At 54.2% G+C, this 16,797-nt stretch carries 13 protein-coding genes; 5 read left to right on the top strand and 8 right to left on the bottom strand.

Going from position 1 to position 16,797, the window contains the following annotated elements:
- Window positions 1–9 precede the first annotated feature (9 nt).
- From R0137_RS00550 to R0137_RS00540, 3 genes are read right to left on the bottom strand one after another with little or no spacing between them, the layout of a single operon-like run.
- Window positions 10–612, bottom strand: coding sequence for a hypothetical protein (locus tag R0137_RS00550; RefSeq protein WP_407327766.1), 603 nt, complete (start codon window positions 610–612; stop codon window positions 10–12).
- Complete coding sequence (locus R0137_RS00545; protein WP_407327765.1) at window positions 609–926, bottom strand: hypothetical protein; 318 nt, start codon at window positions 924–926, stop codon at window positions 609–611. The genes R0137_RS00550 and R0137_RS00545 overlap by 4 nt, the downstream gene beginning before the upstream one ends.
- Complete coding sequence (locus R0137_RS00540; RefSeq protein WP_407327764.1) at window positions 923–4,111, bottom strand: WD40/YVTN/BNR-like repeat-containing protein; 3,189 nt, start codon at window positions 4,109–4,111, stop codon at window positions 923–925. Before R0137_RS00540 ends, R0137_RS00545 begins: the two co-directional genes overlap by 4 nt.
- Before the next feature lie 158 nt (window positions 4,112–4,269).
- Here R0137_RS00540 and R0137_RS00535 point away from each other — a divergent pair, with 158 nt between their 5' ends.
- The 3 genes from R0137_RS00535 (at window position 4,270) to R0137_RS00525 (ending at window position 7,500) form a co-directional block, all read left to right on the top strand.
- On the top strand, window positions 4,270–5,085 hold the full coding sequence (locus tag R0137_RS00535) for an enoyl-CoA hydratase (protein ID WP_407327763.1): 816 nt from the start codon (window positions 4,270–4,272) through the stop codon (window positions 5,083–5,085).
- 4 nt (window positions 5,086–5,089) lie between these two features.
- Window positions 5,090–5,518 carry a CoA-binding protein gene (locus R0137_RS00530; RefSeq protein ID WP_407327762.1) on the top strand — a complete coding sequence of 143 codons (429 nt, stop codon included), beginning with the start codon at window positions 5,090–5,092 and terminating at the stop codon, window positions 5,516–5,518.
- A gap of 158 nt (window positions 5,519–5,676) precedes the next feature.
- Window positions 5,677–7,500: a serine hydrolase domain-containing protein gene (locus tag R0137_RS00525; protein WP_407327761.1), complete on the top strand. Its 1,824-nt coding sequence runs from the start codon at window positions 5,677–5,679 to the stop codon at window positions 7,498–7,500.
- A 104-nt stretch (window positions 7,501–7,604) separates the two neighbouring features.
- On the opposite strand, the gene R0137_RS00520 is transcribed toward R0137_RS00525, so the two are convergent.
- Window positions 7,605–7,877, bottom strand: a complete 273-nt coding sequence (locus R0137_RS00520; protein ID WP_407327760.1) for a metal-sensitive transcriptional regulator — start codon at window positions 7,875–7,877, stop codon at window positions 7,605–7,607.
- A 46-nt stretch (window positions 7,878–7,923) separates the two neighbouring features.
- On the opposite strand from R0137_RS00520, the gene R0137_RS00515 reads away from it, so the two are divergent.
- Both R0137_RS00515 and R0137_RS00510 read left to right on the top strand, forming a co-directional pair.
- Window positions 7,924–9,777 (top strand): copper resistance system multicopper oxidase, encoded by a 1,854-nt coding sequence (locus tag R0137_RS00515; protein ID WP_407327759.1) that lies wholly within the window; start codon window positions 7,924–7,926, stop codon window positions 9,775–9,777.
- A complete protein-coding gene (locus tag R0137_RS00510; RefSeq protein ID WP_407327758.1) occupies window positions 9,774–10,544 on the top strand; it encodes a copper resistance protein B in 771 nt (256 codons plus the stop codon). Before R0137_RS00515 ends, R0137_RS00510 begins: the two co-directional genes overlap by 4 nt.
- 48 nt (window positions 10,545–10,592) lie before the next feature.
- On the opposite strand, the gene R0137_RS00505 is transcribed toward R0137_RS00510, so the two are convergent.
- The 4 genes from R0137_RS00505 to R0137_RS00490 are packed head-to-tail and all read right to left on the bottom strand — an operon-like array spanning window position 10,593 to window position 16,673.
- Entirely contained in the window at window positions 10,593–11,096 is a 504-nt protein-coding gene (locus R0137_RS00505) for a shikimate kinase (RefSeq protein ID WP_407327757.1), read from the bottom strand.
- Window positions 11,093–12,565: an aldo/keto reductase gene (locus R0137_RS00500; protein WP_407327756.1), complete on the bottom strand. Its 1,473-nt coding sequence runs from the start codon at window positions 12,563–12,565 to the stop codon at window positions 11,093–11,095. Before R0137_RS00500 ends, R0137_RS00505 begins: the two co-directional genes overlap by 4 nt.
- An 8-nt stretch (window positions 12,566–12,573) precedes the next feature.
- Window positions 12,574–14,079, bottom strand: coding sequence for an APC family permease (locus R0137_RS00495; protein WP_407327755.1), 1,506 nt, complete (start codon window positions 14,077–14,079; stop codon window positions 12,574–12,576).
- A gap of 2 nt (window positions 14,080–14,081) precedes the next feature.
- Entirely contained in the window at window positions 14,082–16,673 is a 2,592-nt protein-coding gene (locus tag R0137_RS00490; RefSeq protein WP_407327754.1) for a M1 family metallopeptidase, read from the bottom strand.
- Window positions 16,674–16,797 lie beyond the last annotated feature (124 nt).

The following is a 16,797-nucleotide window of genomic DNA, read 5'->3' as shown; positions in this document are numbered from 1 at the left end:
GCCGATTGTTTAGCGGCCTATTAGCTTTGCCAGGTGTGCAACAACCTTGGCTTGCGGCATGCCCTGAGTATGTTTCGCAAGATCCTTGGCCCCGGGTCGCTTGGATACCACGCGCGCGTGATCCTTTGAATAGTAGAAACACATTGGGCTCTCCAGATTCGAAAACCGAATTTTCAAAGGATCTAAAACACGATCCGGCCCACCCCAGGCAAACCAGGCCCATGGAAAGTCCCGATGCTCTTCGGGACAACAGGGTGGTGCACGTCTGACAGTCGAAAGGGATCTTTTGGCCTGACTCAAGTCTCGATCGCAAAGATAGAATAGATTCAGGACCTGTATGTAGCCGCCGGGCGGAACAGCCTTCCCCGCTTTAGCATAGGATTGCCGAAGCACAGAAAGCACCGTGGGCAGGAACTTGTCCCCGGACAGCGCCATGGGCATGAGCTCGACACTTCGTTTGCTCGGGATGGCCGAGCCGGGGTTCTTGCCAATAATGCAACCTAATGCGTGATCTCCGGGTTGAGGGCTGGGGTTGGCTTGCAGGTAAATGCGAGTATCAAAGCGGAAGCGACTTCCGCCGATGGTTCTAAACCGTGCCCAGTAGTGACTCAACTCTCTTCAGGTATCTCTTTGGCTGCGGTGTCGCTGTGTTTTTCTCGACACTCGAGATGCACTTCCTCGATACACGCGGATTTGTTGGCGCGGCGATTACAGCGTCGCTCTTCAACAAGCACCTGATACTCACAAGCTTCTATGGCTTCATTTTTTTCTTCTGTACTTATCTTGCCACCGTAGTAGCTATAAGGCTCTGTCTGGGCGAAAAGCGAACCCGAAAACAAACTGCCCAGCACGGAGACGAGCAGCAAGGACTTAAGGGATTGGAGATGACGCCCCGGGAGGACGTCATCCCTCAGAGGCTTGTTCAATCCGAAGCCACCGCAATCATGTCCATACCCTGGGCTTTTATTTGCTCGTTAAGGGCGGGAACGCCTTCTTCCCAAACAGCTTCAAGGATTGCGAGCTGTGCTTCGATGGTTTCGGTGATCTCTGCCTTGAATGCCACCGCTTGGCTTGTGGGCGCGGCATCGCCTGTCGCGACCATCCCCATGAGGCTCACTAGCTTGTTGTTCAAGCGGATTGGGAAGTTCAGCGGATCCTGTCGGCTTTGATTCTTAGTTTGATACAAAGCCTCTTCCACGCCAGTGATGGACTCACCCATAGCGAGGATTTCGCTGAGTAGTGCCGACGGCTCGTCTGCACTGTCGCCCTCGCTGACCAGACGTGCCTCAAGAGCATCTAGCTGAGCGCGGAAGCTGCGAATTTCGCCGATTTCCCTATGCATGCGTGAAAGCAGGTCGCGGGTCTCCAGCACAAAGTCGAACTGTGCTGCCAAGTCTTCGGGCGTGGCGCTTGAGCGTGGATCAGGGATCACCTCGAATGCAACACTCTGGCGCTCACCATCAACCAAGAGTTCGGCGCGGTATGCTCCGGGAACGGCGCGAGGACCGGTTTTCATGTCGGACCAGAGGATGAGACCGTCAAAGCGCTCCATGCCCGGATAATTAAGATTCCAGATATGGCGGTTCAGGCCTGCATCCGCGCTCAGTACTCGCGTATCAGGCTCGTCGCCAGCGCCCGCTTCATCATCGGCGCCGGGCTCTCTTGTCCAAGTCCAGATGGCGCTATCGTCACCTTCCTTGTAAACAGACATCTCGACAGATGCATCGGACGCAAGATTTTCCGGAAGGCTGTAATAAATCGCTACACCTTCTTTGGGGTTTGTGCCGGCGGGCCCTTTCGATCGATCCCAGCCCTTGGAAAGTATGCGATAGGACGGTCGTGGGGTGTAAAGATGCACGGACTCTGAATGGTCTTTATCCAGCTGACGTAACGTGCTCAGGTCGTCCATGATCCAGAAGCCACGGCCCTGTGTTGCCGCGATCAAGTCACCATCCTTAATCTGCATGTCCGTCACGGGAACAATAGGAAGATTCAGTTGTATCGGTTCCCAGCTGCCACCGTTGTTCAAAGAGTAGTAAGCACCGCGCTCCGTACCGGCAAACAGCAGTCCTTCTCTTTCGGTATCTGCGCGCACAACGCGGGTGAAGTGGTCGTCGGGAATATTGCCGCTGATTCGCTTCCAGCTCTTGCCCCAGTTATCGGTATAAAACAGATAGGGCTTGAAATCGTCCATCTTGTAGCGGGTGGCTGCCAGATAGGCACCGCCTTCATTGAAGGGATCGATATCTATACTGTTGACCATTGCCCAATCAGGAAGCGCGGAAGGGGTGACGTCTTTCCAGTTCTCGCCACCATCGCGGGTTACGTGAACCTTTCCATCGTCACTGCCCGCCCAGAGGACGCCGGCTTCGTGATGGGATTCTGTCAGGACAAAGACGGTACCGTAGTACTCAACGCCGGTATCGTCCTTGGTGATGGGGCCGCCTGATTTGCCCATGCGGCTCTTATCATTAACCGTTAGGTCTGGACTGATCTGGGTCCAGTTGTAGCCCAGGTCATCACTGCGGAAAACGGCGTTTGCCGAAACAAACAGCACATCAGGATCGTGCTTGGAGAAGGCAATTGGGTAGTTCCACTGAAAGCGATACTTAACTTCTGCGGCACCCCAACCCATGGGGTTGTCCGGCCATACGTCCAGTGCCCGACGCTCACCTGTTCGGTGATTGACCAGACGCATCAGGCCGCCATAGGAACCGCCAACGACGACGTCCGGATCATCTGGCTTCGCGGCGATGTGGCCGCTCTCGCCGCCCGCTGTCGGCTCCCAGTCACGGATACCGATGGACGAACCCATGGCAGACCGTGAGCGAATACGTACAGCAGAATTGTCCTGCTGCCCACCGAGCAGTCGGTAGGGGAAGTCATTGTCCGTAGCGACACGATAAAACTGTACGGTTGGCTGATTGGCTTGGGTTGACCAAGTCTCGCCGCGGTCGTAGGACACGTTCGCGCCGCCATCATTGGACTGAATCATGCGCATGGGGTCCGTGGGGTCTATCCACAGGTCGTGGTTGTCGCCGTGGGGTGTGTCGATCTCGCTGAAGGTTTTGCCGCCGTCTTTGGAAAAGTGGAAACGCACGTTGGCTACGTAAACGGCCTCTTCATCCATGGGGTCCGCAAAGATGCGCGTGTAGTACCAGGCCCTTTGGCGAAGATTGCGGTTCTCGCTGGTCTTGGCCCAGGTTTTTCCGCCATCGCGCGAACGGAAGACGCCGCCGTCCTCTGCTTCGATGATGGCATAGACGTTTTTATTGTTGCTGGGGGACACGGTGATACCGCTGATACCGATCGTGCCTCGAGGTAGCCCTTCCTTGCGAGTTAGCTCCGTCCAGCTGTCACCGCCGTCGACACTCTTATAAAGGCCCGAGCCTTCACCGCCACTCTCAAGAGAGTAAGGCGTGCGTTTTACGCGCCAGAAGCTGGCGTACAGAATCCGTGGGTTACTGGGGTCCATGGCCAGATCTACCGCACCCACTTCATCGTTAACAAACAGTACTTTTTCCCAGTTGGCTCCGCCGTCTGTTGTACGAAACACGCCACGCTGCTCATTGGGACCGAAAAGGTGACCCATCACGGCGGCGTAGGCGGTGTCAGGGTCTGTGGGATGGATACGGATTCGGGAAATGTGTTGGGAGTCTTCCAGACCTATCCGCGACCAGGTATCACCTGCGTCCATGGACTTCCACATACCGTCGCCGGGAGAAACATTCCCGCGTACGGTTTTCTCTCCGGTGCCCACGTAAATTACATTGGAATCCCATTCGGATACGGCGACTGCACCAATGGAACCGCCAAAATAGCCGTCGGAAATATTGTCCCAGGATGTGCCGCCATTCTCGGTCATCCAGACGCCGCCACCGGTAGAACCAAAGTAGTATTTGTCTCTGTTTCCGGGAAGGCCGGCTACCGCAGCGGAGCGTCCGCCGCGAAAGGGCCCTACTTCGCGCCATTCCATAGCGCGGATCTCAGGAGCAAAGCTGTCTGGATCAATGTCGGCATTAACATTAAAGATGCTGAGCGATGTGGCAACTGCGAGGCTGGCAGCGGCCAAAAACGGGCTGCGCAACCATGGAAGATGAAGTGACGGCATGAAATCTCCTGTCTGCTTATCGGGGACGAATATTTTGTCGGACGGAGACCCTACCACAGCTGTGGTGGGAACTTTACTATGCACATAGAGCAACAGGGGCACGTACAGGCCGTACGGTAAGTACGCGTCCCCCACACGATAAAAAGGAGTGCTTTTGAATGTCCGAAACAGCAGTAAATATGCAAGCGCCGCTAACGGAGAGAAACGGTAACAACGTACGTTGGATTACTCTGGATCGCGAAAAGCAGCGTAACCCTCTCTCTTTGCACATGCTCAACTCACTTATCGATGCGCTGGAGCGCGCAAATGAGGATCCCGCTGTGCGTGCGATCGTTATCGCTGCAAACGGCCCTGTGTTTTCTGCGGGGCATGATCTGCGGGAGATGAGTCAGCGAGAGGGTGAGAGCCGCGACTCTCAGCTTCAGCGCATGCGGCTAATACTCGACACCTGTTCCCGCATGATGCTGGGCATAGTGAACTCGCCAAAGGCCATCATTGCCTGTGTTCAGGGAACTGCCACCGCGGCAGGGTGCCAACTGGTATCCGCCTGCGATTTGGCGATCGCGGTTGAAACGGCTTCCTTTTGTACTCCTGGGGTCAATATGGGCGGGTTCTGCACAACCCCCTTGGTCGGCATCGGTCGCAATGTTCATCGTAAGCACGCCATGGCCATGGCACTCACGGGCGACAGTTTCAGTGCTGAGGACGCCGTGCGATTTGGTCTGATCAACGAGTGCGTACCCGTTGATCAGCTAGTGGAACGCACAGCAGCACTAGCTGAGCGAATTGCCGCCAAATCAGCGCAGGGTATTCGCCATGGCAAAGCCGACTTCTATCGACAGGTGGATATGCCCATTGAAGACGCCTTCGCCTACGCCAATGACGCTATGGTTCGTGCAATGACGTCTCCCGACGCTGAAGAGGGTAAAGCTGCCTTTTTTGAAAAGCGTCCCCCAGTTTGGGGTGATGCCTAAGCCAATGCCATTAAATGACGATGCGCAGATTGCAGGTGTTCTGCGTTCGGTGAAGACCATCGCTCTGCTTGGTGCGAGTCCCAAGCCCGAGCGCCCTAGTAATGAAGTGATGAGGTTTTTGTTGGAAAAAGGGTACTCGGTGTATCCGGTGAACCCGGGTTTGGCGGGTTCGGAATTAATGGGGCAGCAGGTCTACGGATCCCTCGAGGATGTTCCAGTGGTGATCGATATGGTCGATGTGTTTCGCAACGCGAGCTTTCTTCCACAGATTGTTGAGGACGTTATTGCCTGTCATGCCAAAGTTCTATGGACACAGCTTGATGTGGTCGATCAGGAAGCTGCGTTGCGGGCAGAAGCGCAGGGCGTTCTCGTTGTCATGGATCGCTGTCCGGCTATTGAATGGCCTCGCCTGAAGTCGCTGGGGTTTCTGTAGTAGCGAGACCAAAGTAGCGAGACCAAAGTACCGAGACCAAAGTAGCGAGACCAAAGCACCAACACCAAAGTACCAATATTCCCCTGAATGAGACTAACTGATCCTTATATCGGATAGGGCCCATAGCGGGCGTTTCTGCCTCGCCCTAAGATGTGCAGATGTTTTTAGGCTCACATTGCCGTCGATCTGGCTTCAGTATTGCCAGTAGGTTTCTCGGGGGAATCCTGCTGCTTTGCGCAGTTTCGTTGTCCTTCGCAGATACCCAGCACCAGCTCGATCTCATGCTGGAAGAGGAGTCCTTTCCCGGCATTGCTTGGTCTGTGATTGGCGAAGACGGGCCGCTGGCCGGTGGGAATGGCTACGCTGATCTGACCACTGCGCGGACCATGAGCGCCCATACGCGGGTGCACGTTGGATCGGTAACGAAAGTGCTAGTTGCGATGGGGATACTGCATCTTGTTTCCGAGGGGCAGCTAAGCTTGGACAGCACCGTTGAAGACATGCTCCCGGCGCTTAACTGGGAAAACCCCTGGCGCAATGAGGCGCCCATAACCGTAAGACATTTACTGGAGCATACGGCGGGGCTTGATAATCTGCGCATCTGGCAGTTTCTGAACTCGGAGGTGACTGGCAATACACCGCTCAGTGATGCTTTTCCGCAGTCTCATGAACAGCTCCTGCAGCTGCGCACGCGGCCCGGAAGCCAGTATTCCTACTCGAACATGGGCTACGCACTGCTCGGTCTTGTGATCGAAAAAGTCACTTCGACGCGCTACGAGGACTATTTGGGGCGGGAGCTCCTGATGACCTTGGGCATGCACGACAGTAGTTTTTTCTTTGTTACTCAAGCGCAAGATTCGAGACTCGCTATGGGGTACATAGACGGGGGCGTCCCCCAAAGCGCCGTCGCAATGTTCTTGCGCCCAGCCGGTCAGTTCACGACCACGGCAGCTGATATGCAGATCCTCCTTAATTTTTTACTGGGTAACGGAGTCCTGAATGGCGAGGTGTTTATAGCAACTGAACACATGGATTCTTTGGGCACACCGTCTACCACCGACGCTTATCGAGCCGGCTTGTCATTGGGCCATGGTTTGGCATTGGCATCTCGAGATAGACACGGTGTTTTGGGTGAATGCCACCCGGGTGAAACCTTTGGTTTCCGCGCGCGGATCTGCTTGTTTCGACAAGACGGGAAGGCATTCTTTTATGCAATAAATGCGGACTTTGAGGGCGCCGACTATGAGCGTTTTACCAAACACTTTATTGAACGAATTGATATTGAACCGTTACTCGTGGCCCCAGCAACCGCCAATGTAGATCTCGAGAAACACACTGGGTTGTATCGGCTAGCGCCAGCCATCATGGCGGAGTTCGCCTGGCTTGACTGGATGTTCAACTCTATTTGGCTAAGCGTAGACTCAGAGCGCAATGGTCTTGTTATGCACTCATTGCAGGGGGAGCAGCGGCTTCTTTTGCCTTTGGAGAATGGCTTGTTTCGAGATGCCGAGAGAAACATGGCGTCATTTGTTTTTCTTGGCGATCAAGCAGAGGTATTGAGCAACGGGCTTATAAGCTGGAAGAGATCATCACTCTTCTCCCTTGGCCTCGGTTGGCTTAGCTTGCTTACCGGTGTGTTCGGATTGCTTTACCTTTTGGTGCGCGGATTCTGGTCATTGCTCCACGGCCCTACCGCTGACGGTCGCCCGCTTTTAATACCTTGGCTGTGCCTCCTGGCATTCGCACTACCTGTCTATTTGTATACGAAGCAGTCCTATCTTCAATTCGGCGAATTCACTTTGGCTAGTGCAACACTCGCTGCGCTGAGCTGCTTACTGCCGGTTTGCTTGGTGTTTGCGGCTTATCGGATGTGGTCGCATCAAGGGCGAAGTAACTTTGATCAGGTCGCAGTGCTTTTTAGCCTGCAACTATGTCTGGTGATGTTTCAGCAGGGCGCACTACCACTTGTATTCTGGCAATAAAAAACTACGCGGATTGGGAGGCACGGTGTGCCTTCAACTGCATCTACTAACGATGGTGTGCGTAGTTTTGAACGATCTCCGACAAAAGACATCGGGTAGCACGTCTATTTTTTTATCTTTGAAATAAGGTCCACCAGCTCATTGAATTTCACTCGCTGGTCTTTGGGGTCGCCTGACGCGATCGCGCGCTCAACGCAGCTGGCAGCATGGTCTTTGAGCACGGCATCCTCAACCTTGGCCAGCGCCGATTGTATTGCAGTGAGTTGCTGCAGCACCTCAATGCAATATCGATCAGATTCGATCATTGCGACCACGCCCCTGACTTGGCCCTCTATTCGAGCCAAGCGTTTAAGTGTTTTGTCTCGTTCTTGATCCATATTCAAACCTTGACGTATACCCCTAGGGGGTATGTAGTATATGGCTATGACAGGGAATAGTGTTAATCGACGGGGCTTTCTCCGCAAGGGTGCGTTTGTCGCAGCCGCTGCTGGTCTGAACCTGGCGTTACCCCCTTGGGCTCGAGGGGGGTTAGCGTCAAGCCTCGAGGGTATGCGGCCCCAGTTGGGTAACATCTTTGATCTTAACGTCGATCAGGCCCTGTGTACCATCGATGGTCGTGAAGGCGCGGGCGTTCTCGTTAATGGGCAGTTACCTGCTCCGCTGCTGCGGTGGAGAGAAGGCGACACCGTGACGATGCGAGTTACCAACAATCTGGCCTCAGACACTTCCATTCACTGGCACGGAATTCTTCTGCCTTTTCAGATGGATGGCGTTCCAAGGGTCACTTTTCCTGGCATAAAGCCCGGAGAAACTTTCGTTTACGAATTCCCCCTTCAGCAGGCGGGTACCTATTGGTATCACAGTCATTCTGGTCTGCAAGAGCAGAGGGGGCACTACGGGCCGTTGATTATCGACCCCAAGGGAAGCGATCCGGATTCTGTAGAGCGAGAGTATGTCGTCCTGCTTTCAGATTGGACCTTTGAAGATCCTCATCGCGTTTTTGCAAAGCTCAAGAAGATGTCGGACAACTATAACTTTCAACAACGCACCGTCGGTGAGTTCTATCGTGACAGTCGTACGCGGGGGCTCAAAAACACGTTTGATGAACGTTTGATGTGGGGCGAAATGCGTATGAACGCGGCTGACATCGCTGACGTTACTGGTTCGACTTATACATATCTGATTAATGGACATGGCCCCCAAGACAATTGGACTGGTCTTTTTAGTCCTGGGGAGCGCGTACGCTTACGGTTCATCAATGCCTCAGCAATGAGTATCTTCAACGTTAGAATTCCCGGGCTCCCGTTGAACGTTGTTCAGGCTGATGGACTTCCGGTCAACCCGGTAGAGGTTGATGAATTTCAGATAGGGATCGCCGAGACATTTGATGTCGTTGTCGAGCCTAAAAATCAGGCCTACACACTGATGGCAGAGAGCAACGACCGATACGGTTATGCTCGAGGCACACTCTCGCCTCAGGAAGGACTCAGCGCGGATATCCCGCAGCTAAGACCTCGCCCCACGCTGACCATGAAAGACATGGCGATGGATCACGGCGAGATGAATCACGTCGCCATGAACCATAAGCCAATGGGCCACGGCGAAATGAATCACGCATCAATGGATCATGAGCAAATGGACCATGGTAAGACTGACGCGATGGAGATGGACCATAGCGCTATGAACCATGGGGGAATGGATCATGCGGCGATGGGGCACGAGCCCAATAATGCAGGGTCAACGCAAGAGCATAAGCACGCAAAAGGCCCGGGCGTAGTTGGGCTCGCAATGAATCCGGTCAATCGGCTTGGCGAGCGGCCCTTGGGTCTCGAGGATGTGGCTCACCGCGTTTTGGTTTACACAGACCTGCAATCCAGAGAGAAAAACCCTGATTCCCGCTCCCCACAGCGAGAACTTGAGCTTCATCTCACGAGCAATATGGAGCGCTATATGTGGTCTTTCGATGGGCTGAAGTTCTCTGAGGTCGATGAACCCATCACCCTCTACAAGGACGAACGCGTGCGTCTCACCATGGTGAACGACACGATGATGCCGCATCCAATACATTTGCATGGAATGTTTTTTGACGTCGTGACCAACGATGGTGACTTCAAACCCCGAAAGCACACAATTGTCGTAAAGCCCGGGGAGAAAATGTCGGTGGATATTACGGCGGATGCTGTTGGAGACTGGGCTTTTCATTGTCATCTGCTCTACCACATGCATGCTGGAATGATGCGTGTGGTGTCGGTAGTTGATAGACCGAAACTCGCATGATTTATCGGACAGTGTTCGTCGCTATGGGAGGCATCTTCCTCTCCCAGGTCGCTCATGGACAAACCGCTGCCGACGCGTTCTATGATCCCGCGGCAATGGCTGAGGCCCGCGCTGCATTGAAAGCAGGGCATGGTAACCAGTGGAACAGCCTACTCATCGCGGAGCGTCTGGAGTTCAGCTCGAGCGACAGTGAGGACGCGTTAGTGTGGGAAGCACAAGGCTGGCTTGGCACCGACACGGATAAGCTATGGATCAAAACAGAGGGAGAGTGTGTCAGTGGCGCGGGACTGGAGGAGGCTGAGTTACAGCTTCTTTATAGCAAAGCAGTGAGCGCTTTTTGGGACATCCGAGCGGGCGTTCGACATGATATCGAGCCCTCGCCCAGCCGGAGCTATCTTGTAATTGGCGCTCAGGGGCTAGCTCCCTATTGGTTTGAGCTGGATACAGCAATCTTCTTAAGCGATGAGGGAGATTTTTCCCTTCGCTTTGAAGCGGAGTACGAACTGTTTCTTACGCAGCGCTTGATTCTTCAACCCCGAGTTGAACTTAACATTGCGGCGTCCGCTGATGAGGCAATCGGGATCGGTAAGGGCTTCAACGACTCGGTCGCTGAGCTCAGGTTGCGTTACGAGATCCGTCGTGAATTTGCGCCCTATGTGGGTGTCAGCTGGGGTGGCGACTTTAACGACACTGCCGAAATCATGACGGCCGAGGGTAACGACTCAAGAGAGTTTGCGTTGGTTGCCGGATTTCGGATTTGGTTTTGACGGCAATTATCAGCTCGCGGGATTTGTCGCTGAGATAGGAAAAGCTCCTCAAACTTCTTCACCAGGCAGAGTAGAAGACGGGGAAGTTATTCGCGTTTTTTCGCCCGAAAACGCCTCGAACATTTCTACATGCGCCTGCCTTGAACAGCTGTCATCTCGCTCGGGATAGGCCCTGATCCAATCTACCAGCATCTCCAGGTTGGCATCCTGCGCTTCTTTCGTTGGGTACTTGTGAGGTTCCCAGGGGCGGGCATGGGCGTGAGCAATGCAGTCCTCTGCGGAGATGTCGAGAAAAATCAGCTCTTCAGCGAGGGGGGACGCTATGGCGATAAGATCGGCATAGCAGCCTTCAATTACCCAATTTGAGTGCTCACTCGTAAAGGCGTGGATGGCGGCTGCGGATAGTGCCAGAGGTTTGCGCTCTGGTGGCGTGGTGGGCTCCCAGGCGAGAGTATCCAAGTCCAGGTGGGCTAGATCAGCGTCTTTGCACAAGCGTTTTGCGAGGGTGGACTTACCCGATCCTGAGTTGCCGAAGATAAGGGCTTTGGTCATTGGGGAGCTCCCGGGGCGGTGTTATCGATAGCGTCCGCTTCAATTTCGACCAAGTATTCATTGCCTACGAGATCCGCTCGCACCAGAGTGTTTGCCGGTTGTATGTGCCCGAAGCGTTGCCCATGAACTTTGGAGACCGCTTCCCAGTCGTCCATGTTGCGAATGAATATACGCGTACGAACAACGCTCTCAAGTGTCACTCCCAATGACTGAAGGGCCCCCTCCAATTTGTCGATAACAAAGTGGGTTTGGGCCGTGGGGTCGCCCGCACCAATGACACGGTCACCGTGGGTCGCCGTGGTACCTGATACGCAGATGGTGTTGCCTTTGCGCACCGCACGGGAAAATCCCGCGAGGTCTTCCCAGATGGTTCCGCTGAGGGCCAGTGTCTGTCCATCGGAACCGGAAACCGTAGGGTAGGGCGCAGGCAGTGTTTCGATGTGATGGCTAAGGTCCCCGGAGGCGGTTAGGAATGGCGGCTTGCGGTATTCGTCGCCGCAATCCCCATGAATCGCGTCTAGTGCGCCTAGCGCATCCTGAATAGCGCTTTGCGCCTTCGCGCTGAGCGAAAAGTTGAGAAGTTGCTTGTTGTTTTCTATGTGTTCGCTCTGTCCTAATCGAGCGCCAATAATCACTGCTCCCACGCCGTTCTTCTCAAGAATGAAACGACTGGCAACGTTGGCTAGCGACACCTCATGTTCTTTCGCTATCGTATCTAGCAGGCTAAGTAGATTTTGAAATCGCAGCCAGCCACCGGCCTCATCGATGTACCGCTTGTATTTCATTTGTGACCAGGTGCTGAGCGCTGTGGGGTCGGGCTCGGACGTGTTGAGCCATCGCTCTGAGAGAAAACCGCCGGCGAGGGTGCCAAAAGCCAGTAGCTTCACATTCCTCTCTCCACACAGCTCGAGCATGGCACCCGCTGCGCGTTGATCAAGGAGGGAAAAACACACTTGATTGGATACGACATCAATGCCCGACTCGAGTACCACCCGCAGATGGGCCGTATCAAAGTTAGTTAATCCCAGGTGGCCGATAAGACCTTCATCCTGAAGTTCTTTTAGATAGCTGAGGTCGTCGAGATAACTCGGATCAGCGTAGTTCCAAGCGTGATACTGCAGCAACTGAAGCTGATCGGCCTGCAGTCGCTGCAGAGCACGCTCTACTGCTTCGCGGACCGTGTCGCGACTGGAGCCGCCAGGCTTTGGGACCCATTTTGTGAGCAGCTGAACGTCCTGTCTATCGACGTGGTTCTGTGCGAAGCGACCGGCTATCTCCTCGGAAGACCCGTAGTGGTCCGCCATATCAAAGGTGCTGAGTCCGGCATCGGTATAGGCTTGCATGCTGCGCGCAGCAGCATCTATATCTACCGCGCCACCATCGCGCTCCATATCGGCAATCTGCCATAGGCCGGTTATTACGGGGGAGATTCGCAGATCGGCTGCCAGTTCTGTGTGGCGTTCCTGCATTCTTGTTCCTACTCCGGGGGTAATTGGCTAAAAACTTTAGGGAGATCCACGCCGCTTCGCTGCAATTTGCGGCGCTCCAAGAAGTACACGGCACTTCCAATGGTCATAACGATGAGCCAGATCGGCGTTGAGTGAAAGTACCAGTTCGATAAATCAGCACTGAGATCTTTGCGTACATGAATGACCAGAAAGCCTGCGAGCAGAAGCATGCCCAGCCAAGCGAGTAGCAGTTGGCTTGGTCGGTGGCTTAGCACGGTAACTTTGCTTGCGAGTACCGGATTACGCTTGGGAAGGGTGATCACAGTCAGACACATGAGCATGAAGTTAACCAACATGGAGGTCACCATGATGTCTATCCCGAGGAAAAAGTCGCTGGCGAAGTGGCTGCCCAAAATACCCAGAGTAGCCATAACGCCGCTGACGATGATGGCTGTTTGAGGGGTGTGCCGTTTTGGGTGAACTCTGCCAAGAGCCTTAGGGAAAATCCCATCTTGTGCCCAGGCAAACATCAGTCGCGATACTGCCAGCAGCATGGCGGGAAGATCGTTAAGCAGAGCAATGGCAGCGCCCGCGATGATAGCGACCGCCCAGGCCCCTGGCAGGACATAACTGAGTAATCCAGGCGCGGTCACGTCTCGCTGAAGGGACTCGCTTGCGACAAACTGCCAGGGCACCGTGTGATAGACGGCAGCGGTAAAGAGAAAGTAGAAAGAACCGACGCTGAACATCGCTATACCGATAGCCAGAGGCAGGTTGCGCCTGGGGTTGCGAGCCTCGCCACCTGCCTGGGCAATAGAGTCAAAGCCAATGAAGCTCGAAAACAAGATCGCTGCGGCAGCCAAAAAAGTGCCCAAGTCGAATTTTGAATCTGTGCTGGCACCCAAGACTCTTTGATCTCTGCTCAACAGACCGGCGGCGAAATCCGCTGCGTCATGAGAAAAGCCCGCTACTACAACAATAGCGCCCAAGGTGAACATCAGCAGCATCAACGGGATGAGTGTACGGGTGTAAAGACGCGAACCAAGGAGGTTGGTGCACACAAAGGTCCAAAGCATGGCTAATGCCAAACCTACGCGGACGGCCCCAGTCTCTAAAACAGAGGCTAATTGGTTCCATTCCAGCGCCAGGGCAACATCGCGCAAAAATGGCACGATAATGTAGGCGATAACGCCGATGACAATAGACAGGCCAAACCACTGAGAAAAGCTGGCGACAAATCCGAGATAGGGGCTTAAACCCCTGCTAGCGTAAAGATAGCTGCCGCCGGCCCTAGGCATGGCCGATGCCAGAATGGCATAAGCCAGTGCTGCAAGTACGGCGGGCAGCGCAGCGAACAAAAATGCCGGCAGCACCCAGGCCCCAATACCCGGCACATTGCGCTGGATCATGAAGGGCACGACATACACCGATGCGCCGAGCATGGAGCAGATGCCGGTGGCGGCCAGTGCACCTAAGCCGAGTTCCCGGCGGAGACCGCGTTCATCGCTAGATCTTTTGATGTCGTTCGCGGTCATGGCTAGAGCGCTTTGGTCCTTCGCTGGCTCGCTCGGAATAGTGGGTCTGCTGCCTGAAGAATCTTCATGCGCAACTGGGGATTATAGTCAGGACGATTCTCCAGAAACTCTCTGACAGTGGACGCTAGTTTGGGTGCGCTATGGGGGCCGAGGCTTCGGTTGAGCCAGGCGCTGGGGAAAAAGATATCGCCTGTCACCTGAATCTCTTCAAGGAGCTCCAGGCTGGGTAAGACATAAGCCGCTGAGTGATCAAGACGGGTAGGATCATGAAGACGTCGCAGTGCATCACTTACCCACACTTCGGTAGCGCGGTTCTCTGGAGTCTTTAGTGACTCAAAAAAACTGTTTCGGATTTCCGGATCATTCGATAGGGCCGGTGCCAAGAAGTCGAGACGGCGAAGACGATCCGGGTTTGTCGTTTCTTGTCGTTGTTTGCTGATGACCTCTTCAGCGCGATCAGGGAGCCGCACTGCGATGATCTCGGCAAGGCGAATGCGCTCGGCCTCCTGGAGATGTAGTGAAGGTATGGCCTCTTTGCCGCTCCACACATTGTGAACATGTTCCAATGCTTCAGTCGACAGGGCGATATCAGTGAACAGCTCAAAGAACATCTTCGTTTTACTCGGCGTTTCCTGCGCCTGCATCGTCAGCCATAGGTCGCTCTCTGTGCGTGGTATTCGTTCGCTGCGCTCTTGGGTGTTAAGAAGGCTGAAGTAAACGTAATGCAATTGCTTGGCTGCTAGTTCAATAAGTAGGTCATTACTTTCGGCCAACACAATCCGAGTCAGAGTATCGAAGTATGCAGCGGCACTTTCCTCTGAATCAGACAGGAGCTCCTCAAAGCCCGAAACGAGGAGAACGCCTCGCTGCAGTGGTGTGAGCGAATCCCAGGCGTTTAAGAGAGCAGTATCGACAGGAAAGCGGCCATATCCCAGTCCATCAGCATTAAACAGAAGGTTCTGAAGAGACTCACCGTCGCCCTTCTCAGGCAGGGTGGCTTCAGCTGCCGCCAACATGGAAGTTTCAGTCGCGTCGCTCAAAGATAATAGCGAGAATTGCTGCGACCACTCACGTCCCGCTCCCGTCGGATCAATTTGCCGGAGAACGGTTTTTCCGGTGTCTCCCGCTCCGCCGCTTGAGATGCTTAGGGAAAAAACGGGCATGCCGGCACTGTTAACCCAAACCTCACTCCAGCTGGCCAGATCAATCTGAGTTTTCGCGTCGAGAATGTCGATGAGGGCGGGCCAAGTGGCGTTGGCGTAGGAGTAGCGACTGAGATACGTCTGAAGACCTTCTTGAAAAGCCTTCTCTCCCAGCAAGAGTTCGAGCTGGCGCATCATGATCGGCGCCTTGTGATAAATGATAGGGCCGTACATTTGCCCCGCGAGATTCAGATTGTCCAATCGCTGGCGGATAGGGTTGGCGCCCTCGGTACGGTCAACGCCGTAAGCCTGAGGGTAGTGGCTCACCAAAAAGTTGAGCTCATGATCCGTTTCGGGAAATTGCGGGTTTACGATTTTGTCCGCCATGAAGTTAGCAAACACTTCTTTGGTCCATACGTCGTCAAACCAACGCATGGTCACGAGATTTCCGAACCACATATGGGCGGTCTCGTGAGCGATGAGCTGTGCCCGGTTTAACAGCTGACTCTCTGAGGGTGCGTCCTCCAGCAAAAGGGATGAAGCTCGGTACTGAATCGCACCGACATGCTCCATACCTCCGTAGGGGAAGTCTGGAATCAGCGCAAAAGCAAACTTCTCGAAGGGGTAATCGATCGCCGTGTAATCTTCCAGCCACTCCAGTGAGTCGCTGTGAATTTCAAAGATCGCATCGATGTTACGGTCTAGCTTCTCGGTGTCGGTCTCCCGGTGGAGCATAGTGATATCCCGCCCACCCATGGAGCGCGTGACAGTCTCGAATTTGCCCGCGACAAAGGAGAATAAGTAGGAAGGCAGAGGATCGGTATTTGCGAAGCGAAACACCTGTCGTCCATTTTTTGTCGCAATACTTTGCCGGGAGCCGTTACCCAGTGCGGTCCAATCCGCGGGTGTTTCCAGCGTTAGCCGGTAGCGTGCCTTGAGGTCAGGCTGATCAAAGAGAGGGAAGGCACGACGCGCGCGATCGGGTACAAAAAGCGTAAAGAGATAGTCCGGGTTTCGGTTGACTGCGTCTTGCGGTGCCAAAAAGTCCAACGTGAGCTGGTTGCGCCCCATGCGGAGTGCCGAGCTTGGAATAAGGATGTGTTCATTTTCGAAGCTGTGAGCGATGAGTTTCCCTTCAGCAGTGACGGTAGTGATGCTATCGGCGCTTTGGGCAAAGTCGATCTGTAGCGGGTTTTCGATGCTGGAAAGATCGAAGCTAATGACAATACGCCCATTGAGGGGTAAGGCTGGATCACTCGGTACAGAGAAGCTTAAGTCGTAGCTCAGTTCAGCGATTCGCTGAGCGCGATCTTTCGCCAGCGATGCAGACACGCCCGGCTCTACAACCATGTTGATTCCTTTGTTATCGAGCCCCTGAGTTTGGCTGCTACCGTCACAGCCAATAAGAATCGCACAGGAGAGTGCGGCCGACAGCTTGAATAGTCGTTTCACAAACAAGGCCCATGATAAGTAAAAGATTGAAGATACCTGATTGGCACCCTGCTGTGGTGTTCATGGGTGGCACTCCCCAAGACCCCATCGCATCTGGTAACCTTCGCCGCTGTTTTTTCCCTAC

It is taken from the genome of Congregibacter brevis (assembly GCF_045689245.1).
In the GTDB taxonomy this organism is placed as follows: Bacteria; Pseudomonadota; Gammaproteobacteria; order Pseudomonadales; family Halieaceae; genus Congregibacter; species Congregibacter brevis.
The sequence above is the reverse complement of the archived record's forward strand: the minus strand, read 5'-3'. Positions and strand labels throughout refer to the sequence as shown.